Origin of the sequence: Pelagicoccus enzymogenes (assembly GCF_014803405.1) — a bacterium.
Taxonomy (GTDB): Bacteria; Verrucomicrobiota; Verrucomicrobiia; order Opitutales; family Opitutaceae; genus Pelagicoccus; species Pelagicoccus enzymogenes.
Map to the genome: position 1 here is coordinate 647,137 of NZ_JACYFG010000051.1, position 20,014 is coordinate 667,150.

23 protein-coding genes are annotated in these 20,014 nt (G+C 57.0%); 13 read left to right on the plus strand and 10 right to left on the minus strand.

The window, feature by feature from the left end:
- Positions 1–46: 46 nt before the first annotated feature.
- The 6 genes from IEN85_RS21515 (at position 47) to IEN85_RS21540 (ending at position 6,091) form a co-directional block, all read left to right on the plus strand.
- Positions 47–979, plus strand: a complete 933-nt coding sequence (locus IEN85_RS21515; protein ID WP_224772768.1) for a LysR family transcriptional regulator — start codon at positions 47–49, stop codon at positions 977–979.
- A 75-nt stretch (positions 980–1,054) separates the two neighbouring features.
- Positions 1,055–1,627 carry an RNA polymerase sigma factor gene (locus IEN85_RS21520; protein ID WP_191619162.1) on the plus strand — a complete coding sequence of 191 codons (573 nt, stop codon included), beginning with the start codon at positions 1,055–1,057 and terminating at the stop codon, positions 1,625–1,627.
- Complete coding sequence (locus IEN85_RS21525) at positions 1,624–2,391, plus strand: HEAT repeat domain-containing protein (protein ID WP_191619163.1); 768 nt, start codon at positions 1,624–1,626, stop codon at positions 2,389–2,391. The genes IEN85_RS21520 and IEN85_RS21525 overlap by 4 nt, the downstream gene beginning before the upstream one ends.
- A gap of 27 nt (positions 2,392–2,418) precedes the next feature.
- Positions 2,419–3,168 carry a DUF4097 family beta strand repeat-containing protein gene (locus IEN85_RS21530; protein WP_224772770.1) on the plus strand — a complete coding sequence of 250 codons (750 nt, stop codon included), beginning with the start codon at positions 2,419–2,421 and terminating at the stop codon, positions 3,166–3,168.
- Positions 3,169–3,278: 110 nt separating this feature from the next.
- Complete coding sequence (locus IEN85_RS21535) at positions 3,279–4,136, plus strand: RluA family pseudouridine synthase (protein ID WP_191619165.1); 858 nt, start codon at positions 3,279–3,281, stop codon at positions 4,134–4,136.
- A gap of 317 nt (positions 4,137–4,453) precedes the next feature.
- Complete coding sequence (locus IEN85_RS21540) at positions 4,454–6,091, plus strand: methyl-accepting chemotaxis protein (RefSeq protein WP_191619166.1); 1,638 nt, start codon at positions 4,454–4,456, stop codon at positions 6,089–6,091.
- A gap of 27 nt (positions 6,092–6,118) precedes the next feature.
- On the opposite strand, the gene IEN85_RS25045 is transcribed toward IEN85_RS21540, so the two are convergent.
- The 6 genes from IEN85_RS25045 to IEN85_RS21565 form a co-directional block, all read right to left on the minus strand.
- The gene (locus IEN85_RS25045) at positions 6,119–6,253 is read right to left on the minus strand and encodes a LytTR family DNA-binding domain-containing protein (RefSeq protein ID WP_425503180.1); all 135 of its coding nucleotides are present in this window, start codon (positions 6,251–6,253) and stop codon (positions 6,119–6,121) included.
- Positions 6,222–6,521, minus strand: coding sequence for a LytR/AlgR family response regulator transcription factor (locus tag IEN85_RS25050; protein WP_345785980.1), 300 nt, complete (start codon positions 6,519–6,521; stop codon positions 6,222–6,224). Before IEN85_RS25050 ends, IEN85_RS25045 begins: the two co-directional genes overlap by 32 nt.
- A gap of 132 nt (positions 6,522–6,653) precedes the next feature.
- A complete protein-coding gene (locus tag IEN85_RS21550) occupies positions 6,654–7,469 on the minus strand; it encodes a 3-keto-disaccharide hydrolase (RefSeq protein ID WP_191619167.1) in 816 nt (271 codons plus the stop codon).
- Complete coding sequence (locus tag IEN85_RS21555; protein ID WP_191619168.1) at positions 7,466–8,131, minus strand: sensor histidine kinase; 666 nt, start codon at positions 8,129–8,131, stop codon at positions 7,466–7,468. Before IEN85_RS21555 ends, IEN85_RS21550 begins: the two co-directional genes overlap by 4 nt.
- A 3-nt stretch (positions 8,132–8,134) precedes the next feature.
- Positions 8,135–8,353: a hypothetical protein gene (locus IEN85_RS21560; protein ID WP_191619169.1), complete on the minus strand. Its 219-nt coding sequence runs from the start codon at positions 8,351–8,353 to the stop codon at positions 8,135–8,137.
- A gap of 74 nt (positions 8,354–8,427) precedes the next feature.
- The gene (locus tag IEN85_RS21565; RefSeq protein WP_191619170.1) at positions 8,428–8,568 is read right to left on the minus strand and encodes a hypothetical protein; all 141 of its coding nucleotides are present in this window, start codon (positions 8,566–8,568) and stop codon (positions 8,428–8,430) included.
- 353 nt (positions 8,569–8,921) lie between these two features.
- On the opposite strand from IEN85_RS21565, the gene IEN85_RS21570 reads away from it, so the two are divergent.
- Complete coding sequence (locus IEN85_RS21570) at positions 8,922–9,227, plus strand: hypothetical protein (RefSeq protein ID WP_191619171.1); 306 nt, start codon at positions 8,922–8,924, stop codon at positions 9,225–9,227.
- A gap of 64 nt (positions 9,228–9,291) precedes the next feature.
- Here IEN85_RS21570 and IEN85_RS21575 read toward each other — a convergent pair whose 3' ends face one another.
- On the minus strand, positions 9,292–9,624 hold the full coding sequence (locus IEN85_RS21575) for a hypothetical protein (RefSeq protein ID WP_191619172.1): 333 nt from the start codon (positions 9,622–9,624) through the stop codon (positions 9,292–9,294).
- Positions 9,625–9,787: 163 nt separating this feature from the next.
- Between IEN85_RS21575 and IEN85_RS21580 the strand changes: the two genes are divergently transcribed.
- The 5 genes from IEN85_RS21580 (at position 9,788) to IEN85_RS21600 (ending at position 14,985) form a co-directional block, all read left to right on the plus strand.
- The gene (locus IEN85_RS21580) at positions 9,788–10,411 is read left to right on the plus strand and encodes a LysE family translocator (RefSeq protein ID WP_191619173.1); all 624 of its coding nucleotides are present in this window, start codon (positions 9,788–9,790) and stop codon (positions 10,409–10,411) included.
- Between the two features lie 290 nt (positions 10,412–10,701).
- On the plus strand, positions 10,702–11,892 hold the full coding sequence (locus IEN85_RS21585) for an MFS transporter (RefSeq protein WP_191619174.1): 1,191 nt from the start codon (positions 10,702–10,704) through the stop codon (positions 11,890–11,892).
- A gap of 76 nt (positions 11,893–11,968) precedes the next feature.
- Positions 11,969–12,340, plus strand: coding sequence for a BlaI/MecI/CopY family transcriptional regulator (locus IEN85_RS21590; RefSeq protein ID WP_191619175.1), 372 nt, complete (start codon positions 11,969–11,971; stop codon positions 12,338–12,340).
- Position 12,341: 1 nt separating this feature from the next.
- The gene (locus IEN85_RS21595; protein WP_191619176.1) at positions 12,342–13,823 is read left to right on the plus strand and encodes a M56 family metallopeptidase; all 1,482 of its coding nucleotides are present in this window, start codon (positions 12,342–12,344) and stop codon (positions 13,821–13,823) included.
- 100 nt (positions 13,824–13,923) lie between these two features.
- On the plus strand, positions 13,924–14,985 hold the full coding sequence (locus tag IEN85_RS21600) for a PA0069 family radical SAM protein (protein WP_191619177.1): 1,062 nt from the start codon (positions 13,924–13,926) through the stop codon (positions 14,983–14,985).
- Here the strand turns inward: IEN85_RS21600 and IEN85_RS21605 are convergent.
- Positions 14,982–15,500, minus strand: coding sequence for a hypothetical protein (locus tag IEN85_RS21605; protein WP_191619178.1), 519 nt, complete (start codon positions 15,498–15,500; stop codon positions 14,982–14,984). The genes IEN85_RS21600 and IEN85_RS21605 overlap by 4 nt on opposite strands.
- Positions 15,501–15,681: 181 nt before the next feature.
- Here IEN85_RS21605 and IEN85_RS21610 point away from each other — a divergent pair, with 181 nt between their 5' ends.
- Positions 15,682–18,471 (plus strand): hybrid sensor histidine kinase/response regulator, encoded by a 2,790-nt coding sequence (locus tag IEN85_RS21610; RefSeq protein WP_191619179.1) that lies wholly within the window; start codon positions 15,682–15,684, stop codon positions 18,469–18,471.
- A 114-nt stretch (positions 18,472–18,585) separates the two neighbouring features.
- On the opposite strand, the gene IEN85_RS21615 is transcribed toward IEN85_RS21610, so the two are convergent.
- Both IEN85_RS21615 and larC read right to left on the minus strand, forming a co-directional pair.
- Positions 18,586–18,777, minus strand: coding sequence for a hypothetical protein (locus IEN85_RS21615; RefSeq protein WP_191619180.1), 192 nt, complete (start codon positions 18,775–18,777; stop codon positions 18,586–18,588).
- A gap of 25 nt (positions 18,778–18,802) precedes the next feature.
- Positions 18,803–20,011, minus strand: coding sequence for a nickel pincer cofactor biosynthesis protein LarC (gene larC, locus IEN85_RS21620; protein ID WP_191619181.1), 1,209 nt, complete (start codon positions 20,009–20,011; stop codon positions 18,803–18,805).
- Positions 20,012–20,014 lie beyond the last annotated feature (3 nt).

Genomic DNA, 20,014 nt, shown 5'->3' on the forward strand with positions numbered 1-20,014 from the left:
GGTTTTGTGAAAGACTATGATTCTTGCCTGAGCATAACTTCTGCGCATGCTTGGGTGGTCTTTATCGGAAGTTGGAATTCAGGTTATGGAGCTGAGGCATTTGCGTTATTTTATTGAGGTGGCGTTGGAGGAGAACGTAACGCGGGCGGCGGAGAAGCTGCACGTGTCGCAGCCGGCCTTGAGCCGCCAGGTGAGGGATTTGGAGGAGGAGCTGGGCTTTTCCTTGCTGGAGCGCAGCGCCAAGTCGATATCGCTGACGGAGGCAGGGCGTGTTTTCTTGGACGAGGCGAGCGAGGTCTTGAAGCGGCTGGAAAAGGGAATCGCGGTGGCGCGAGAGGCGGCTGAGGGTGAGGGAGGGGAACTGCACGTGGGCTACGCCCCGTCGCTCACGGTGAAGATTTTGCCTCCGACGATCCGGGCGTTTCAAGCGTCCTTCCCGAAGGTGAGGGTGAAGCTGCACGATTTGTCATCCGAGGAGATGGTGGCTGGTTTGCGTAACGGTGAGCTGGATTTCGCTTTCATGCTGGACAGCGAGGTGCGGAGCTCGGTTGGCTTTCGTTTCGTAGCTCTGAAGGAGGAAGGCTTGAGGCTTGCGGTGGGCAACGAGCACGAGTTGGCGGGCGCGGGTAAAGTCGCCTTGTCGCAGCTGAAGAAGGAAACCTTGGTAGGCTTCAACCTGCAGGAGTATCCGGAATACGGGAATCTCCTTGGGCGTATTTTCCGCTCGGGAGGCAAAAAGCTTCGCTTGGCGGAGGAGCATGAGAGCGTGAGCAGTCTTGTTGCAGCGGTGGAGGCCGGCATGGGGGTTGCGATCGTGACGGAATCTTTGTCCTGCGTGGCGGGAGGGCGGGTGACCCTGCTGGAGCTTGCGGAGGAAGCGGAGTGCTTGGTGGTGGGGATCGCTTGGAAGGAGAGGGCGCTTTCGGCCAAGGAGCTTGCCTTCTGCGAAAAGGCGAAAGCAGCCTGCGACCTGGCTTAGGGCTCTTTTTTGGAAAAGTGGCTGAGGTCTGTAACCTCCGGGCATCGAGCCAGTAACCCCTTCGAAACGAGCAATGTGGACGTAGCGGAAGACGACAGGCTGATGACGGCGGCAAAGCTGGGGGATCTCGATGGAATTGCGGTTCTGTTCGAGAAGTACCATCAGCCCTTGCTCGGCTTTTTTCGAAGGTTGAGCGGGCAGGCCCAATTGAGCGAGGACCTGGCTCAGGAGACGTTTTGGAGGATTCTGCGCTACCGAAAAAGCTACGATCCGCGGCGCTCGTTCAGGGCGTGGATGTACCAGATAGCGAGAAACGTGATGAACGACCATGGAAGGAAGACGACGCGAGCGGGAAGGATCTTTGACGATCGTTCCAGCGAGGAGGCTGAGTTGCGAGCTCGCTCGGCCAGCGACGTGAGCGGCGAGGTCGAACGCTCGGACCGGGCGGAATTGCTTAGAACGGCTTTGTCGCAGCTACCGCTGGAAAAGCGGGAAGTGATCGTGCTCTGCCGATTCGAAGAACTGCCGCAAGCTGAGATCGCCCGGATGTTGGGCTGCAGCGTGGGAGCATTGAAGGTGCGCTTGTTTCGCGCCCTGAAGGACTTGAAAGATGTTTTTGTGGAATTAGGAGGGGAACCGGCGTTATGAAGGAAGAGGAGATGGAAGCGTTTATCGACCGTTTGCAGAGCGGCTCGAGGGAAGCACGTTCGCCCGAGGGCATGGACGAAGAGAAGCTGCAAATGGCCGTGCTCTGGGACGAGCTTGCGGACCTAGGGGAGACGCCGGAGCAAAACCGGGAACTTGTATCCGATTTTCAAGACAAGATTGACGCCTATCGTTCCGGGTGGGACGCCGCCCTGCGTAATGGCAGTTCGGAGCCTCTCGAGAGAAGAGGAGCTGCATCGTCTTGGAGCGCCTTCTTCCGTTACGGTTTGGTAGCAGGTGTGGCGGCAGCTATGGTCTTCGCCGGGTTCGTCGCTCAGTCTTTCATGGCACGAACGGATCAGCTGCAGGCGGAGCTGAGGCAAACGCAGGAGACGCTTGCCCTTTCCTTGCTGGAGCAGTCCTCGGCTCCCAAGCGATTGGCTGGCCTTGCAACAGTATCGAAGATCGACCAACCCAGCTCCCGTTTACGCGAGTCGGTGGTGCGGACTTTCGATAGCGACTCGAATTTGAACGTTCGCCTCGCTGCGGTGACGGCTTTGCGAGCGCTTCCGCGTGAGGAAGCGCTTGCGGTCCTTTTGGAGCGCATGGAAAGCGAGGGGTCGCCTATCGTGCAGATCGAGATCCTACGGCAGGTGCTCAATCTGGTGGGGGACGGCTCCGACTCCGTTCTCGTCGAGCGTATCGGAAAAATGAATATGGAACCACGGGTGCGCGCCTTTTGGGAGGAAAACAATCAGAGTATTTGATATATGGATGCAAGAAACACATCAAGCATGAGGCTGCGCGTAGCGGCTATGGTTGCGTTGGTCGTAGGTTGGCTCGGCCTCGAAGCGGAGCCGTTGTGGATTGCGGAACCGGTAACGGTTGTCGATTTGAAGCCCGATTGCGAAGTGCTTTTCATCGCCAGCTTGACTGACGGCAATATCACGGTGCGAGGAGAGGAGCGAGAGAGCATCGAGCTGACCATCGATCGTTTCGATCCTGAGGACTCGCGACGCAACAAGGCGCGCCTGGATGTCGATCTCGACCAAGGCTTGGTCAAGCTGAAGCTCTTCGATCAGCTGGAGAAGTCGAACATCGTAGCGGTAGTGCCCACTGGCTCTTTCTTGAGGCTGCGGGCGGTGGATGGCGACGTGCGCGTGGACGACATTTCTGGGGAGATCGAAGTTAACGCGGTAGACGGAGACGTGCTGCTGCGAGAGGTGAGTGGCGGCATCGTAGCCAACTCGGTCGACGGGCACGTGAGGGTGGAGTTAACTGACCGGCCGCTCGTCAATCCATTGTCGCTGGCGACGGTGGATGGGGATGTCTTGCTTGTCGTGGAGCGAGACTTGGACGCAAACTTTTCGGTGTCTACAATCGATGGCAAGTTCGACTGCGACCTCGAGTATCGCTCGCAAGGATCGAGCGGCGGTTGGCGCAAGTTCGTGGGAGTGAATGTGACGGGGACGATTGGCGATGGCGGTCCACCGATTTCTTTGAAGACGATCGACGGTGACGTGCGGATCAAGGCTCGGGATTAGAACCTTTCCTTGAGCCTTCCCTTACGCGGGTAGAAGGGATGGAAGTTCCCTTGATTTTTGCTGTCGACAAGTGGTTTCGGAAGGAGCAATGGATTCGCTTAAAAGACTGTATGGCAAATCGCGTTTTGCCCAGCCCCAGCGAATCGACTGGTTTGCTGGCTCATCTGTTCATCGTGTTGCAGGACTCCAAGCGTACCCGCGTGAAGGAGTTGCTGTATAGTGGCCATGTTCATGTGAATGGGCAATCGGTTACGCGGCATGACGTGCAGGTTGGGCCGGGGGATCGGATCGAGGTTCGAGCGGAGAGGGTGGCGCCGCGGCGTGTTTTGCCTTTTCAGGTTCTCTATGAAGACGGGGCGTTGCTCGTGATCGTGAAGCCAAACGGGCTGCTTACGGTACCCAGCAAGCACGAGAAGACGCGCAACGTACTGAGCCTGGTGAACGCCGCTTTGAAAGAGACGCGGGAGCGCGCTTACATCGTTCACCGTCTAGACTTGTACACCTCCGGCGTGCTGGTCTTGGTGAAGAGCGAGACTTACCAGGCGAAGGTGACGAAACATTGGGCGGATGCCAAAAAGCAGTACCATGCCTTGGTCGAAGGGGTGCCGGAACGCAAGAGTGGTACTTTGACCCATTACTTGAGGGAAGACGAGCGCCTGGTCATGCATGCTCATTCTTCCCAGGTTAAGTCCAGCGTGAGAGCGAGTTTGAGTTATCGCGTGCTGGATGAACGAGGGTCGCATAGTCTGCTGAGCGTCCAGCTCAAGACCGGTAAGAAAAACCAGATTAGGGCTCAATTGGCCGCGATCGGGCATCCGGTAGCGGGAGACGCCAAGTATGGGGCCCAGAGCAATCCCATTGGGCGACTGGCTTTGCATGCATCGAGATTGTGGATACCGCATCCCAAGTCCGGAACCATGATGGAATTTCGGGCACCCTTGCCACGGGGCATGGAAGAGCGGACTTAAGCAAAACTGTGTCGGTGAAATAGCGGACGGTTTTTGTTGCCGGGGGCGTTCCAATATCCGCTTCAACTAGGGAAGGTAATTGGGACTTAGGATGTTTGTTCTAGTGAGCTTTGAGGAGTTTACCCCGGTCCTCTTGAGTAGTTCTGTCAAAAGATTGTATGAACGCAGTCGAACTCTCATTTCCATCAAAGCCTTAGACGATGAGTAGGTGAATTAATCCAGCCTATTGCCTTACCTGGGCGGCTGGAGCCTTCCTCGCTTATCTACGTGTTCCCATCGCTGGCCACCGTACTTCACCCACTCATCTCAGTCACCCAATGAAACTCACTTCGAAAATTCTCCTAGGCGGCACCGTTCTAGTCGGACTTGTTGTCGGTACCTCGCTCGCAGTCATGTATCGGTCAATCGAGAGCCAGGGACTCGACATGGGGAGGGATCGCATGAAGTCGATCCTGCATCAGGCGGAAGCGGTGAAGGACCACATGTCGGACTTGGTGCGGATGAAGGCGTTTGACCGCGAGAAGCTGGTAGGCGAATTGCGGCAAGAGAGCGACTATCGAAATACGACTTTTTATCGTACCATTCCAGTTGTCGCTTCGTGGCAGACCATCGAAAGCATTGCGGCGGAGGAGGGCGTGAGTTTGCGTACGCCGAAGTTCGATGCCCGTAACCCTCGCAATGAGCCAAGCGAGGATGAGGCAAAGATTCTTAGCTACCTAGAGAGCTCGGGCGCTTCGGAATATTTCGAGAACGACACGGACAACGGGCTGATGGTTTATGCGAGGCCGGTGGTGCTGGAGAAGAGTTGCCTCTATTGTCACGGTGACCCGAGCACGAGTCCGACCGGCGACGGCAAGGATGTCCTTGGCTTTGCCATGGAGGGATGGAAGGAAGGGGAGGTGCACGGAGCATTTATCCTGAAATCCAGCACGGAGCCGATTTACGATGCGGTTCTGGCCAGTTTTGGCAACGTATTGATGTGGGTGCTTCCGATGTGTCTGATTTTTGGATACATCGCATTTCGCCTTCTGCGCACCAAAGTTGTCGCTCCCATCGAGTCGGCGATCTCTGAAATTGCCAACTCTACCCACGCAGCTGTCGGCGCGTCCAAGGAAGTCACGGATTCGAGCGTGAGCCTTGCGGATGGGGCTTCGCGTCAAGCGTCTGCTCTTGAAGAAACCAATGCTTCTCTGGTGGAGATATCGACTGCGATTCAGGACAACCTTTCCAATACGAACCAAGCGGTCGAAGTTGCTCAGGAAACGCGCAAGGGAGCGGACAAGGTTTTCGAGCGGATGCAAGAGTTGCGTGGCGCGATGGGAAGCATCGCGGAATCGGGAGCGGAGATTTCTAACATCATTAAAACGATCGAGGAGATCGCCTTCCAGACCAACATCCTGGCTCTGAACGCAGCGGTGGAAGCGGCGCGGGCTGGCGAAGCCGGCGCTGGATTTTCGGTGGTTGCGGACGAGGTGCGTCAATTGGCGATGAGAGCTTCTTCAGCTGCCCAGGACTCTGCGTTGCGTATCCAGCGTTCGGTGGAAGCGAGCTCGAGAGGCGATAAAATTTCCACGGCGGTAAACTCGGATTTGGAATCGATAACCAAGCAGGTGCACAGCATCGACGACTTGCTGGAATCCTTGCAAAAAAGCTCGGCCCGTCAGTCCATGGGCATTGAACAAGTGAGCACAGCGGTGACGGATATCGATCGCGTGACGCAAAGCTCCGCTTCGAGCAGCGAGGAGCTCGCCTCGGCGGCGGTCGAAATGTCGGGACAGGTTACGACCTTGCAGCGAGCGATCGAGTCGCTGCGAAGCGTCGTGAACGGAGAGCAAGCGGAGTCGGCTGGCGGCATTGGATCCAAGGTGCAAAGACAGGCCGCAAAGCGTCAGGATTCGACGCCGGATGCGTCTCGTCTGAAGGAAAGGAGCCCGGAGGCTTCGCTCTGGAATTAGTCGAAATAGTCCAAGGCGACGTGCGACCTAGAGGCTGGTAAGCTCTTTGAACCGGGTGGCTTGGCGGCGGGAGACTTCGATCTCTTGGCTGTCGGTGAGCGTAAGTTTCAGGCCACCGGAGAACCATGGCTCAATGTCTCGGATGGCGTTGAGATTGACGATTTGTTGGCGGTTTGCCCCGGAAGAATATGCTGGGGTCGAGCCTTGATTCCAGTTGGTTGAGCGATTTTGGGATCATGGGCTTTTGATCCGAAAAGTGGATACGGGTGTAGCTTCCTTCGACCTCGAAGAGTCTTATGTCGATGAGCTTTACGAACCAGCAACGATCGCCGTCCTTTACGAATACTTGGGAATCGGAAGCAAGGGGTTGGGTCGATTTGTTCTTTGAGTCGCTGGTGTCGGCAGGCCAAGTGGACGCGAGCTTGCCGATTGCGCTTGCTCTGCGGTTTCAGCTTCTCCGAGAGGCTCGATGTTGGGGAATGCTTCGAGGAGATGGGCGAGCTCTCTTCTGGCGAGACGGGAATCTTCGATGATGAGAGCTCGCATGGAAAGCATGCCTCGCTTACCAGCTTTTCTTCAAGCCGGGATGGACTGTGCGGTTTTGAATCTCGTCACCGTCAAGCTCGCGTATCCAAATATTGCGATACGAAACGAAGTGTTGATGATCTTGCAGGGAGAGGGGAAGCTTCTCGGCGTGGGCTGTGTACTCAGGGAAGCCGATCCATTGGGTGGGGCCGTAGAGTACGGCGTCGTATTGCACGAGCACCCCGTTGAGGATGGCTGTCATGCGGGCTGGGGACTTGAGGGAGCCGTCCTCGTGGAAGCGAGGCGCGATGAATATCACGTCGTACGTTTGCCACTCGCCCGGCTTGCGAGCGGGATTGGCGAGTGGTGGGTATTGCTTGTAGATTGAACCGAGCTGTCCGTTGACGTAGGTCTCGTTCTGGTAGGAGTCGAGGACCTGAATCTCGTAACGTCCCATGAAGAAGATGCCAGAGTTGCCGCGGTCTTGGCCGTCGTGTCCTTCGATGTCGGTGGGGGAGCGGAACTCCAAGTGCAGTTGGACGTCGCCAAAGGCTTGTTTCGTATGGATGCCGGATGCGGGTTTTTGAGGTATGACTGTGAAGGCGCCGTCTTCGATCTTCCAAGGCTTGGCCTCCGGATTGTCCAGCTCCCACGCGTCGAGGTTGGAACCGTCGAATAGCACGATGGCGTCCGACGGAATACCGGAATGGGTGTCGACGATCTCTGGCTTAGGCTCCCATTGCTCGGACTTTTGCGATTGTTCGTAGCGCGTGAGTCCCTCGTCTTGAGCGGAACAGGAAGCGGCGAGCGCGAGAGCGAGTGTGGCGATTTGGGGAAGGGGGCTTTTAATCATAAAAGTGGAGTTGCAGCATTGACCGTGCTTTTCAAGCCATTTGAGCGATCTGCCCTAGGGATGCGAATGCGGGAGATGACGTGGGTTTTGTTTTGCTCGAGAGTGAGCTCCGCTTGAGGTCCGCAGAGAAGTTGCAGGCGATCGCGGATGTTCTTCAGTCCGACCCCGGTAGAGGAGGGATCTGAGGGGGCGCGGGCGCTAGGGTTGCGCACGTCTATGTGGAGCAAGCCGTGGCGCTCGTAGATGGCGATGTCGACGCTCCCTCCCTGCGGGCGTTTGGAAAGGCTGTGCTTGATGGCGTTCTCTGCCAGGAGCTGGATGGCCATGGGAGGGATTTGGCAGTCGTCTAGCTCGGGGGTCGAATCGATGGAGTAGGCGAGCCGGCTCTCCATGTGGATGCTCTCGAGGTCAAGGTAGTCGCGTACGGTTTCGGGTTCCTGAGCGATGGAAATCGTCTCCGCGTCTTTCACGGCAGCCTGCAGGCGCCATTTTTCGATTTCTTCGGACTTGTAGTTGCGGATAGCTTGATAGCTGAAGTAGGCCATGGACCAGAGCATGAGGATGATCTGGGTCTGAAAGATGTAGATCAGCAGGAAGAATGGGCTGTACGGCCGTTCTTCCGAAAAGAGGTCGAAGGGCCAGAACATGATCAGCGACACCATCAGCTAGCTGAGCGTCGAAATGAGCAAGGTCGCGGCGGCGAGCCGGAGGATCAGCTTGCCGAAGGAGAGCCGCGCCCACCCAGCCTTGAGCGAGTGGTTGCGAAGCAGGTGGGTTAACAGGAATAGGATAGCCGCTCCGGAGTAGGCGACGCCCGCGGTGCTGCTAGCTGGAATATCTGGAATGAAACCGCGGTTCGAGATGTATCCGATCGTTCCATACACGCCCCAGGCAAAAGTCTGGAGGAGTCAGTAGCTCAGTTTCGGCTTAGGAAGAGGGGGCATGGGCGGGACTTGCCTCAGTCGTGGCAGTTCTGGGATGGGCGGTTAAAGAGAAGGATGCAAACGATGATGGGAGCGATGAAGCCACCGAAAGGTTTTTCCATCAAGAAAGCGATCGGAAGAAGAAGGCAAAGGACTAGAATCGGCAGGTGTTTCATGTTGTTGCGGATCCAAGGTTTAGGGAATCGACTTGCAGCAACCTGAGTTGCTTGCAGCGTGGAGGGCTATGTTGCTGCGAGTGTTTTGGATGTGTCTGGCGATAGCCTGTTTCTCGTTTGAAGGCCGAGCGGACGGTTTGCCTGATGGGCGATACCTTCCGCGCCGCCCCGGAGAGCCGCCTTCCTACCAAAGGTACCAGCAGCAGGGCAGCTCCTCTCAGCAGCAGCAGTACGCGAGGCCGCAGCCCGCGCCGCAGGCGTACCAATATGCTCCTGCTGTCCGCCCCCAGCCAACGGTTCGCTCCTATTCGCAAGTCCCTCGGCAGCAGGTTCAAGCCTCTTCGTCTGGAACCGTGCCGCGAAGCCAGCGTTTCGCGCCTACCCGTCCGGGCGCGAAGCGGGGCGCCTTTGCTCCCAAGGAAAAGATCTCCACGCGCTCCGTTAGGGCTGCCTACAGCCTGTACAAGGGGTATCATTCGATTCAGCAAGCGACCGCGAAAGCTCAGGCTCGAACGGTTGAAGGCGTATTTGTGGAAGCCGTCGAGGACACGACTAGCCCGCCGACCATGGCTAAAATAATTACGTATCCGATCAAGCTGGTGGCCAACGTAGTTGTGGAAGTGGTACGCACGGTGGCGGTGGACTGGTGGAAATATTGAGGGTCCGCAAGGGCTTTTGGTCCAGCAGCGTATCCAGTTCTTGGTAAAAGAACTCGGGATCGTCCTACATGATGAAGTGCTTTCCCTTCTCGCTCATGACGAGTCGGTAGTTCGGGTGCTTCTGGTATTGTTGGTGGAAGGTCGCGTCGACGCTCTCTTGGGTGGCTCCGAATTGGGAATACCCATACCATGCTCCGATTACGGTGGTTGGTGTAGAGATTTTGGATACGGATTCCCTCAGGTTGACGGTGTTGAGTTCGTACATGGCTTGGGCTACGGTGGGCGCATGGCTGGAAGCGGACATGGCTAGGGCGCACTCGATATTGTCGGGAGAGGTGACCATCATGCTCAGCATTTGGCGGAGCTGGGCATCGTTTTGGGAGCCTTGCCTCATCATTTCGCGTTGGGCAGCAGCTTGGGTTTTCGTACTCTCGACTGTACAGTGCGTCGAGCAGGCCGTTTTGGGCGAACGGTCGCAAAGGGGGGGCGAGCGGTAGTCGTTGCACTGTCGGGGACGATTGGGCTGGCTTGTTTCGAGCCTTTGAGCAGAAGAGCAAAGGGTGTTCGATGCATCTCAATGGTATGTATTCATCGCAGCCTCCTTGGCCTTGGTGGCGATTCCGGGCCCGGCGGTGGCGTTTATCGTGGCAAGGACCTTGGCTTCCGGCCGCAAGACAGGCCTGGTTACGGCGGCTGGCATTGGCCTGGGAAATTTGATCCACGCAGTGGCGGCGGCCTTTGGCGTTTCGGCTTTGATCGTGGCGAGCGATTGGGCCTTGGCTGGAATTCGTTACGCGGGGGCCGCTTACCTTGTCTCCTTGGGAGCGCGCGCGTTGCTGACGAGAGCGAAAGGCGAAAAGGATGGGGCCTTGGATCCGCGAGTCTCCCGGGGATCGGACTTTCGCAAGGGGATCCTAGTCGCTCTGCTCAATCCCAAGGTGATACTTTTTCTCTTGGCTTTCTTGCCGCAATTTGTGGATCCGGAACGCGGCGAGTTGAGTTTGCAGCTATTGATATTGGGCGTTAGCTTTGTGCTTATCGGTTGGTTGGGGGATAGCTCTTGGGCCTTGGTTTCAGGATCTTTGGCGAAGCGTTTGATGAAGGCTGTGCCGTCTCGCAGCGTTTCGGTCGCATCTGCCTTCGTCTTCATTGCCTTGGGCTTGCTGACCGCATTTGCGTTCTAGGCTTGCCCTTTGCGAGGCTGTAGATTGGCTGCTTGCTCGAATGTCTAAACTGCCGACAGCTCAAGCGAAGAAGACCGAAGCATGCGCTATGCTCCGTTCGTCTTTGCTTGCGCTCTCCGTTTCCACCTCCGGTCTGGACTGGAATCGTCATGCGACGCGCTGCGGCAGGGAAGGTTTATTCAAAATGTAGATACGGAATCGTTATCTGACCATTGTCTAAAAGCCCCTGCTGCTCTCGAAGCCAGCAGGGGCTTTTTGTTTGTGCAAATCGCTCGCTACCATGACCTAAAATGAACTCTGCCATCCATTCTCTGAAGGAACTGACGATCGAGATCCGTTCCTTGCCTCGGCCCGTATTCGTGTTGGTGCTGGGACAATTCCTGAATCGTCTCGGTGCTTTCGTGTTTCCATTCTTCGGCTTGTTCCTGAAGGACAAGTCGTTCGAGATGTCCGAGATTGCGGGCGTCATGGCAGCGCTTGGGGCAGGGCACTTCTTGGGGCCGGTTGCCGGTGGCTACTTGGCGGACGCGATTGGGCGCCGCAATACCATCGTCCTCTCCCTGCTCTCGAGCGGAAGCTCGCTGCTTGGGCTGTATTTCATCGACAACTACATCTTGTTGCTGGCGCTAGGAGCGTTCTACGGCTTTACAGTGTTCGTGTTTGGCGCCCCAGCGAGCGCCTTGTTGACGGACCTGGTTCCGGAGGAGAAGCGGGTAATGGCTTTCGCCTTGTTTCGCTTGGCGATCAATGCCGGTTTCGCGGCGGGTCCAGCATTGGCGGGCTTTCTGTACTTGAAGGCGCCGATCCTGATATTCCTGGGCGATGCCTTGACGACCTTTGCCTTCGCAGGCTTGGCGTTTTTCTATTTGCCGCACGGGTTGCGGACCATCGAAGGCAACGCTTCGTGGAGTAGCGTGCTCGCCAACTGGGTGACGGCTGTGGCTGATGCGAGCCGCAACCTCGCTTTTCGCCGTTTTTTGATGGCGGTCCTGCTCATGGGAATTTCTTTTTCCCAGATCTTCACCTTGCTCGCCATTTTCGCTGCCGACCGCGGCTTAGCGCCCGCCAGCTACGGGTTGCTGATGGGCTTGAACGGGGCCATTATCATGCTGATCGAAATTCCCGCCGTGCAATGGCTCAAGCGTCTGGGCCCTAAACGGGTCTTGATGTGCGGCTACGCCTTGATCGGTATCGGTTGCGGCCTATTTTCCCTGGCCGAAACCCTGTTTGGGTTCGTGGCGGCGATGGTGGTCTTTACGGTAGGGGAGATTATCGCCTTGCCCATCGGCATGGCCTACAGCAGCGGCTTGGCTCCGGAGGCTTACAGAGGACGTTACTTCGGCTTGCGAGGCATGACCTGGGCCCTGAGCAACTTGCTCGCCAGCGGCGGCGTTTGGCTCTACGGGGAAATGGGGGCGAGCTGGTGGCTGCTTGCCGGCGTTTTTGGCATTGCAGGGGCTTGCGTTATCGGTCGTAAGTGAGGGCGTCAAAATATTATCTGGACCTTGACTATTTACTACGAATGTAGTCTATTCTCGGGGTCTCGTTTTTAATGCTATGGAAAAAGGCCCCAAAATATCCGACGCAGAATGGGAAGTAATGAAGGTAGTCTGGGATCACGCCCCGATGACCGCTACCGAAGTGCTTGATCTGCTGCCCCATGACCAGTGGAAGCAAAAGACCGTTAACACTTTCTTGGCTCGATTGGAGCAGAAGGGCGTTATCGAGTCCCAGCGCGAAGGACGCGCCAACGTTTACTCCTGCCTTCTGAGCGAAGGGGAGTGCCGCCGCACCGAGGGAAGTCATTTCCTTAGCAAAGTGTTCCGGGGCAAGGTTGCCCCGATGATGCTCCATTTCATCGAGAACGAAGAGTTGTCGGACGATGAACTGGATGAGCTAAGGGCTATTCTCGACCGGAAGGCAAAATAACATGGCAGATCTTTTTTGGTCCTACTGGGACGCATCCGTACGCTTCGCCTTGCTGAGCTTTTTCATGCTTTTGGCCATACCGGCCTTGAGGCGCTGGCTTTCACCCAAATTGCTGTGTTGGGCTTGGGCTCTGTTGGTGATCCGGCTTTCCCTGCCCATCGCATTGCCGTTCAGCCACAGCATTTTCAACCTGAGCGAGAATTTGCAGCCGTCCACTTGGACGAGCGTGTTGCGCAGTGGCGTGGTCGAGGCGGGCTGGGGCGAAACCTTTCTCCCTGACTTCCGCACCCAGGACGAATTGGTCAAGAGCACCTTGGTGGGCTTCTCCTGGGAAAACGCTTTGGTATCGCTCTGGGCGATCGGTATCTTGGTCTTGATCGGACGCCTGGTGACGAACGCCATCCGCTTGCATCGCTTTTTCAACCGCGCGGAGCGGATCAACTCCGGGCGTTTGTACGAAGTTTTCAAGGATACGCGACGTCGCTTCGGAATCCACGCCAACGTGCCGCTGCTGGTTTCGCGGGATGTGAAGACGCCGGGGATCGCTGGTATCTTCAATCCGCGGGTGGTCATCCCCAAAGTGTTGGCTGACGAGTTGAGCGACGAGGAGATCCGCTGCGTTCTTCTGCACGAGCTGACCCATTACAAGCGCGGAGACTTGTTCCTGCATCACCTTCTGATGCTGGTTTGCTTCATCCATTGGTATAATCCTTTGGTTTGGCTGGTTTTCCGTCAGTTCAAGATTTCCATGGAGCAGGCCTGCGATGCGGATGTGGTCAACACGGTCAGCATCACCACCGTGCGCGACTATGGCATGACGCTCTTGCGGGTGATGCAGCGGTGCCGCGGCTCTCTGGTTTCTCCTGCGGGAGCGCTTTGCCTGCTCGGCAACCGCAAGGCCAGCGCCTTGCGCGATCGCATCCATTTGATCGCGAGCCCGCGCCGTTCGGCTCCCATTTTCGCAATTCTCGGGCTCGGGCTCTTTGGCGCTTCCTTCGTTTATTCGATCACGGAAGAAGCAGAGGTCGAGAACGAGGCAGAGCGCTTGCTGGGGCTGACCCGCTTTTCGGGTTCGGCTTTCTTCCGTCTCGCAGGACAGGAGCAGGACCGGGCTGACGACATCGAGATTGGTCGTCTTTTGGATTCGGCCCTGCTGAACAAGCCTCGCAGCTGGCTGCAGGAAGTTGATGTGTCCAGCTTTGCCGGGCGGGAAGTGGTTGCCCGCGTGACCTACGAGGTGGATGCTGGGAGCTCCGGTCAGGATTTTTGGGTTTCGGTCAAGAACGAGGACGGTCGCATCATAAATCGGACCTCTACCGCGATTGTCAGGGACGCGGGCTCGGACCTTCGCTTCATGGAGTTGAGGTTAGGGCTGGCTAGTAGCGCTCGGGAGATCGACTACGGCTTGAGGGCGAGCGGCTCTTCGGGCGTATGGCTCAGGTCATTCGAGTTGTTGGAGCCCAGCGGCAGAGAGAGACCGTAGAACTTTTTATCGAACAATAAACCGTATCCGTAGATTGGGTACGGTTTTCTTTTTGCTTGATTCAGGTTGAGGTCTTTCGGTTGGACGCCATGCTGGGACTATGGGATCTGATAAATCGAGGCAGACCGGTCGTGGAGCCAAGTCGAATCCCAGGAACCGTTTCGAAGGGCTGGAGTTCGTTCCTGAGGAGGGCATGGAGCGTGAGCGCGGGGCGGCGCAGAAAACTCGATTTTACGACGATTTGTCGGAAACGATCATCACCTACAATTCCAGCCCGGACATCCCCTTTGACGCGAGCTTGAATCCATATCGAGGGTGTGAGCACGGTTGCGCCTACTGTTATGCGCGTCCCACCCACGAATACCTTGGTTTTTCGGCGGGCCTCGACTTCGAAAGCAAGATTCTAGTCAAGCGGAAGGCCCCGGAGCTTCTGAAGCAGGCGCTTGCGGCGCCCAAGTGGAAACCGCAATTGGTGGGCATGAGCGGGGTTACGGATCCTTACCAGCCGGTGGAGCGTCGGCTTGCCCTCACGCGGCGCTGTTTGCAGGTCCTGTTGGATTTTCGCAATCCGGTAGGGATCGTTACCAAGAACCGTTTGCTTACGCGCGACTTGGATTTGCTGGGAGATATGGCTCGTCGCCAGCTCTGCCACGTTTCGATTTCCCTTACCACTTTAGACGCGGAATTGGCTCGAGTGATGGAGCCGCGCACGAGTTCTCCGCAGGGGCGTTTGCAGGCAATTGCTCAGCTTGCCGAGGCAGGGGTTCCGGTGGGGATCTTGTTGGCTCCAGTGATCCCCGGGCTGAACGATCACGAGATCCCCTCTATTCTCAAGGCGGCGAAGGAAGCGGGTGCGAGTCACGCGAGCTATGTCTTGCTACGATTGCCGCACGGGGTGAAGGAAGTGTTTTTCGACTGGATGGACCAGGAGTTCCCGGCTCGGAGAAACAAGGTGGAAAGTCGGCTGCGGGAACTGCGGGGCGGCAAGCTGAACCGCGCTGAATTTGGCGAGCGGTTCTCTGGGCAAGGGATCTTCGCGGAGCAAATTCGGCAATTGTTCTCCATCAGCCGGAAGCGGGAAGGAATGAACAGCGAGCCACCCGCCGTGAACGTGCGGGATTTTCGTCGTCCCGCCTCGCCGCAGCTGGAGTGGTCCTTTTAGGATTCGGTGGGGAAATCGGGCAGGGTGAAGCGACGGACTTTGCCCTTGTAGATGCGAATTTCGCCCTCGATGGGTTCGCCGGTGCCTTCCAAGTCGCCGCGGTAATAGAAGATCTCGTCGGTATCGCGACGGACCGAGAATTTCCGGTCGGTAGGTTCTCCCAATATTTCTATCACTTCGTCCTCGGTGAGGCCATTTTGGATGCCGTTCCAGTTAGCGGGGGTGGTCCATGGTCCGCTGGCTCTGGCTTCGGCTTTCTGAAGTTCGATCCGCATGTGATCGAAGAGGTTCTTGCGTTCCCGAGGTTGCGCTTCCGGAGCGCTGGCGTCCAAGGCTCCGGCAGGTATCGCCTTTGTAGCCTCGAGCGTAGCAACTCGCGCTTCCAAGGTGGCGACCTGTTGGCGCAGGGCTTGAAGCTCGCTGAGCACCTGGTCGATTTTGTCGTCGGCCCGGAGGTTTAGGGAGGCGAAGGGAAGGGTGGCGAAGCAGAGGATTTGCGGGAGTTTTCGAAGCATGGATAGACTGTGTTTGAGGCGAGGCGGGCGCTGCAAGCTCTGTTCTCGGTCAAAAATACATTAATCCTCCTGTGAATTTGCGGAAGATATGGACGAAGTTAGTCTATGAGCCTCTGTAGGACGCTTTTCGAAATCTTCCCTCCCTCCTGTGACGCTCTCGAAGCTACTAACTCTATTGTCTTTGAAGATCTTGGTCGTGGTGATTCTCACCATGAGCGCGATCTCGGCTTTGGCGTGGGGGGTGGTCGTGAAGCAAAAAACTTCGGGAGAAGGGTCGGTGCATCGCCAGTTGATTGCGGAGTTCGTTTATCATGCGCGGGAGCTACGTTTGTTGCATGACGTCCACAGTTCCGGCGACGCAGACTATTTAGGTTTCCTCGTCGAAAGCCGCCTCGAGAAGTGCGAGGAGGTGATTGGGCAGATGGGGAAGAGCGGACGAGCGCTTCGCGATTACAACTGGAGCGAGGTTGAAAGCTCCTTTCGAGACTACGTCAGGGCGGCGGAGGCGGCGCTCGGCGCTCCGGGGAACGACGGAAAGCAGTGGGTTTTTCACGATGCTTCGAATGCCTTTGAGGATACATTGCGACGATTGGAGAGCAGAGCGAGGACGGTGCTGCATGAGCAGGAGGCTTCGATTCGCAGCATGAAGTGGGTGGCGGCAACAGGTTCCTTGTTCACCCTCGCGGTGCTGGTGCTCTTCTATTTGCGTACGATTCGAGAAACGATTCGTCGGCTTTCAACGCCGATAATACTTCTGTCGCGGGCTGCGGATCGGGCGGTTCGCGGGGCGAAGAGCATCCGGTTCCGAAACACGGAAGTAACGGAGTTGCAGAGCCTTGGGCAGAGCTTGCAGCAGTTTTCCAATCGCATGCACGAGCTGGTAGGCGAGCGGACCAAGGAGCTGACGGAGTCCAATCTCGCGCTCGAGCGGCAGATCGAGCGGGCCGAGGCGTTTGCTCGGCAAGCCAAGGAGGCGGAAGAGGCGAAGTCGAAGTTCTTGGCCAACATGAGCCACGAGATTCGAACTCCGATGAATGGTATCCTCGGAATGAATACTGTTTTAAGGGAAACGGAGTTGGACGACGTGCAACGGCGTTATTTGGATACACTTTCCAATTGCTCGGAAACCTTGATGGTCTTGATCAACGACATTTTGGATTTTTCCAAAATCGAGGCGGGCAAGCTAGAAATTGACTACAGCCCGTTTGACCTGATCGAAGTGATGGAGGAGGTGGCCACATTGTTTGCCTTGAATGCGAGCCAGAAGGGATTGGATATCGTGGTGTTGGCCAATGGAAAACTGAGCGTTCCGGTGAGGGGGGATTCCCATCGCCTGAAGCAAGTTCTATCCAACCTCGTGAACAATGCCATCAAGTTTACGGATCAAGGTTCCATAGAAATCGGGGTCGAGCTGGAAATGGCTGCGGACGAGCTCGTGGCGAATCTTTGGGTTCGGGATACGGGGATCGGGATACCTGAAGATGTTCAGCGAAAGCTCTTCAAGGCGTTTTCGCAGGCGGACGAGTCGACCTCGCGGAAGTTCGGCGGGACCGGACTAGGATTGGTGATCAGTCAACGCCTGGTGGAATTGATGAACGGCGCGATCGGCCTTTCGAGCGAAGTTGGAGTAGGATCCAAATTTTGGATACGGATGCCCTTCGCTCGTTCGGAAGGGCCTCGGTTTCAGTTGGGAAAGGCGCAGCGCGAGAAGTTGGAGCAGCGGCGTATCCTGATCGTATCGGATCGGCCGGACCTTGCTTACTCCCTGCAGTATGCGTTGCGGGAAGCGTCGATCGAAGCGGACGTGGCGGCGGATTTCGAGGACAGCAAGCTCTTGTTGGAGGAGGCAAAGTTCGATGGTCGTTCGTTTACGGACGTGGTGTTTGACGAGGCGCTGGGTTTGGGGCCGTGGAAGGCGTGTTTGGGGCAGATCAAGATCAGAAGTCTCATGTTGGCGGATCCCTCGCTTCGCCGAACCAGCTTGGACGTGCCGGTGGCTGGAGTGCACCTACTGCCATCTCCTGCTTCGGCTCGCCGTATCATTCATTCCATCCTGAACGAGGAGAACGTGCAGCGAAAGCGTCGTCGCGAAGGGGACGCCCTTCCGCAGTTTCCCGAGGCGAAGATTTTGGTGGTCGACGACAACGATGCGAATCGCTTGGTCGCTGAGGAGCTCTTCAAGCGGCATGGCATCCATCCGCACCTGGCGTCCAGCGGCTGGGAAGCGCTGGAGGAGACGTGCCGGACGAAGTTCGACATCATCTTCATGGACTGCATGATGCCGGAGCTCGATGGATTCGAAACGACGGGGATCATCCGCAGCGGCAGGAATGGCACGCTCTGCCGGGATTCCCAGATCGTGGCGTTGACCGCGAATGCGATGTCGGGCGACCGCGATAAGTGTTTGAAGGCAGGCATGGACGATTACTTGGCCAAGCCTATTCGACCAAAGGTGCTGACGGAAAAGCTACAGCAGGTTTTCGGAGACGGGGAGCAGCGGGCGGTCGAGGCCGATCCGATTGAATTTTCAAGGGAAGAAAAGAACTCCGAGGCTCTAGAACATGCCGGGCCCGGGCTTGAAACGCCTGATGTCTCATTGCCAAGTGCCGAGTCCGAACTCTTCGACCTGGAGGAGCTTTTGGGTATGTTTGGCGATGACAGGGTTTTGATCGGAAGCTTGGTCGACGAATATTTGAGTGGCTTGGACGATACTTTCCAGGCCTTGCGCATGGCTATCGAGGAAACGGCGGACATCGATAAGGCGCGCTTGCATTCGCATAGCATGAAGGGGAGCTCCCGCAGTTTTGGGGCAAATCGCTTGGGCGACGTGGCCGATGACGTGGAGATGGCGTGCGTGAGCGGGGTTTGGAGCCAAGTTGAGTTGGCGTGGCGCAAGATCCCCCTCACGATAAAGGAAACGAAGACGGAGGCGCAGCGCCTGAAACGCGAGGTGCTCGGCTTGGAGAGCTGAACGTGCCAAGGAGAAAGGCGGGCACGAAAAGGCCCGCAGCTTTGGCGAGCGACGGGCACTTGGGTGGCGGAAACTGGGAGGAACTTGCATCCCCCGCTGCTTCTCTGGAAACGCTTACTTCTGGCGGCGCTTCGCGTTGCGGTAGGCTGCGAGCGCAACGCCCGAAACCAGGAGGGCGGCGACGCCCGTGAACACGGTTTGCCAGTTTATTTCCCAGCCTGAGTGGGTGTGAGGTATGGCAGTGCTGTGGGCAGCTGCGGAGGCTGCGATGGCGAGAGAGGCGAGGGTCGTGGTCGTCTTTTTCATTTGAGTCAGGAGTCTTAGGATAATCTCAGGAGCGGGCAATCGTTCGTTTCAGCTCTTGGATGGAAAGCTTGTGTTTTTGGGAGAGTTCTTTGAGCGACTCGTATTCGAGCTTCGTCTTTTTTTTTCCGGAAGGCGTTTCAGATTCTTTAGCTAGAAGCGTACCGTAGTCGGTTTCGATAGCAATCTTTCTTCGTTTAAGGACTCGTCTCTCGGTCAGATGGTAGCGAAGGCCGATGCTGCTGGTATTCTCCAAGATGTAATCGGCCACGGCGTCTCTGCTTTCGCTAGGCGCCAAGGCGCTGAGCAGGAGGCCAGGCCGCCCCTTTTTCATCTGCACGGAGCAAAGGTGAAAGTCTAGAGCGCCGGCTTGCAGCAGGCCGTCCTGGAAGTCGGCGCCGAGGTACTCTCCCGAGAAGTCGTCGAGATTGGTTTCGATGACCCAGGTGCGCGTCGCCTCTTGAGCCGCTTGCTCGAGCAGCGAAACCCTCACGACGTTAGCAGCCTTGAAGTTCTTCTTGCCGGGGCCGTACGCGATTTGGCGGGCAGGTGTTGGCGGCGTTTCGAATCGTGGCTGGAGGTACTTGAGGATGGCGGCTCCGGTAGGCGTGCAGCGCTCGCCTTGCTCCTCGCCCTTGTAGCTCGGCAGGCCTCTCAGAATATCGGCGGTCGCGGGAGCGGGAACGGGCAGCAAGCCATGTTGGGTGTGTACGGAACCGAAGCCGAGGCAGATGGGGTCGCTGTAGCACTGGCTGATGTCGAGTCGGTCCAGCAGCAGGGCGCAGCCTACGATGTCCAGGATGGAGTCGACTCCGCTGACCTCGTGGAAGTGGATTTTCTCGATGGGGATGTCGTGTATCCGGGATTCTGATTCGCCGATGATCTGAAAAATGTCTTTGGCGATGTCTTTGGCTCGCTGCGGAATGTGAGCCGCTTCGATAAGTTGAACGATGTCGCTTAGATGGCGGTGAGGACCGTGATGGTGGTGGTGATGCTCGTCCCCGTGGTGGTGAGAGTGGCTTTCGGTGGGGGCAGCTCCTGTATCCACAATGTTGATATGCTTGCAGACGATGCCGTTTTTGTTGAGGGACTGGACCTCTACCTTGGCGTCGGGCAAATGCAGTTTGGAGGGAAGCGCTTGGATTTCCTCGAAGGCGTCGGCAAGGCTGCATAGGGCGCTGAGCAGCATGTCTCCGGCTACGCCGGAAAAAGGTTCGATGTAGAGGGTATTTGCCATGGG

Coding starts and splice junctions, on each gene's coding strand:
- IEN85_RS21515 (WP_224772768.1), top strand. CDS start 47: ATGCTTGGGTGGTCTTTATCGGAAGTTGGAATTCAGGTTATGGAGCTG.
- IEN85_RS21525 (WP_191619163.1), top strand. CDS start 1,624: ATGAAGGAAGAGGAGATGGAAGCGTTTATCGACCGTTTGCAGAGCGGC.
- IEN85_RS21530 (WP_224772770.1), top strand. CDS start 2,419: ATGAGGCTGCGCGTAGCGGCTATGGTTGCGTTGGTCGTAGGTTGGCTC.
- IEN85_RS21535 (WP_191619165.1), top strand. CDS start 3,279: ATGGCAAATCGCGTTTTGCCCAGCCCCAGCGAATCGACTGGTTTGCTG.
- IEN85_RS21540 (WP_191619166.1), top strand. CDS start 4,454: ATGAAACTCACTTCGAAAATTCTCCTAGGCGGCACCGTTCTAGTCGGA.
- IEN85_RS21550 (WP_191619167.1), bottom strand. CDS start 7,469: ATGATTAAAAGCCCCCTTCCCCAAATCGCCACACTCGCTCTCGCGCTC.
- IEN85_RS21555 (WP_191619168.1), bottom strand. CDS start 8,131: ATGGTGTCGCTGATCATGTTCTGGCCCTTCGACCTCTTTTCGGAAGAA.
- IEN85_RS21565 (WP_191619170.1), bottom strand. CDS start 8,568: ATGAAACACCTGCCGATTCTAGTCCTTTGCCTTCTTCTTCCGATCGCT.
- IEN85_RS21575 (WP_191619172.1), bottom strand. CDS start 9,624: ATGATGAGGCAAGGCTCCCAAAACGATGCCCAGCTCCGCCAAATGCTG.
- IEN85_RS21585 (WP_191619174.1), top strand. CDS start 10,702: ATGAACTCTGCCATCCATTCTCTGAAGGAACTGACGATCGAGATCCGT.
- IEN85_RS21590 (WP_191619175.1), top strand. CDS start 11,969: ATGGAAAAAGGCCCCAAAATATCCGACGCAGAATGGGAAGTAATGAAG.
- IEN85_RS21595 (WP_191619176.1), top strand. CDS start 12,342: ATGGCAGATCTTTTTTGGTCCTACTGGGACGCATCCGTACGCTTCGCC.
- IEN85_RS21600 (WP_191619177.1), top strand. CDS start 13,924: ATGGGATCTGATAAATCGAGGCAGACCGGTCGTGGAGCCAAGTCGAAT.
- IEN85_RS21605 (WP_191619178.1), bottom strand. CDS start 15,500: ATGCTTCGAAAACTCCCGCAAATCCTCTGCTTCGCCACCCTTCCCTTC.
- IEN85_RS21615 (WP_191619180.1), bottom strand. CDS start 18,777: ATGAAAAAGACGACCACGACCCTCGCCTCTCTCGCCATCGCAGCCTCC.
- larC (WP_191619181.1), bottom strand. CDS start 20,011: ATGGCAAATACCCTCTACATCGAACCTTTTTCCGGCGTAGCCGGAGAC.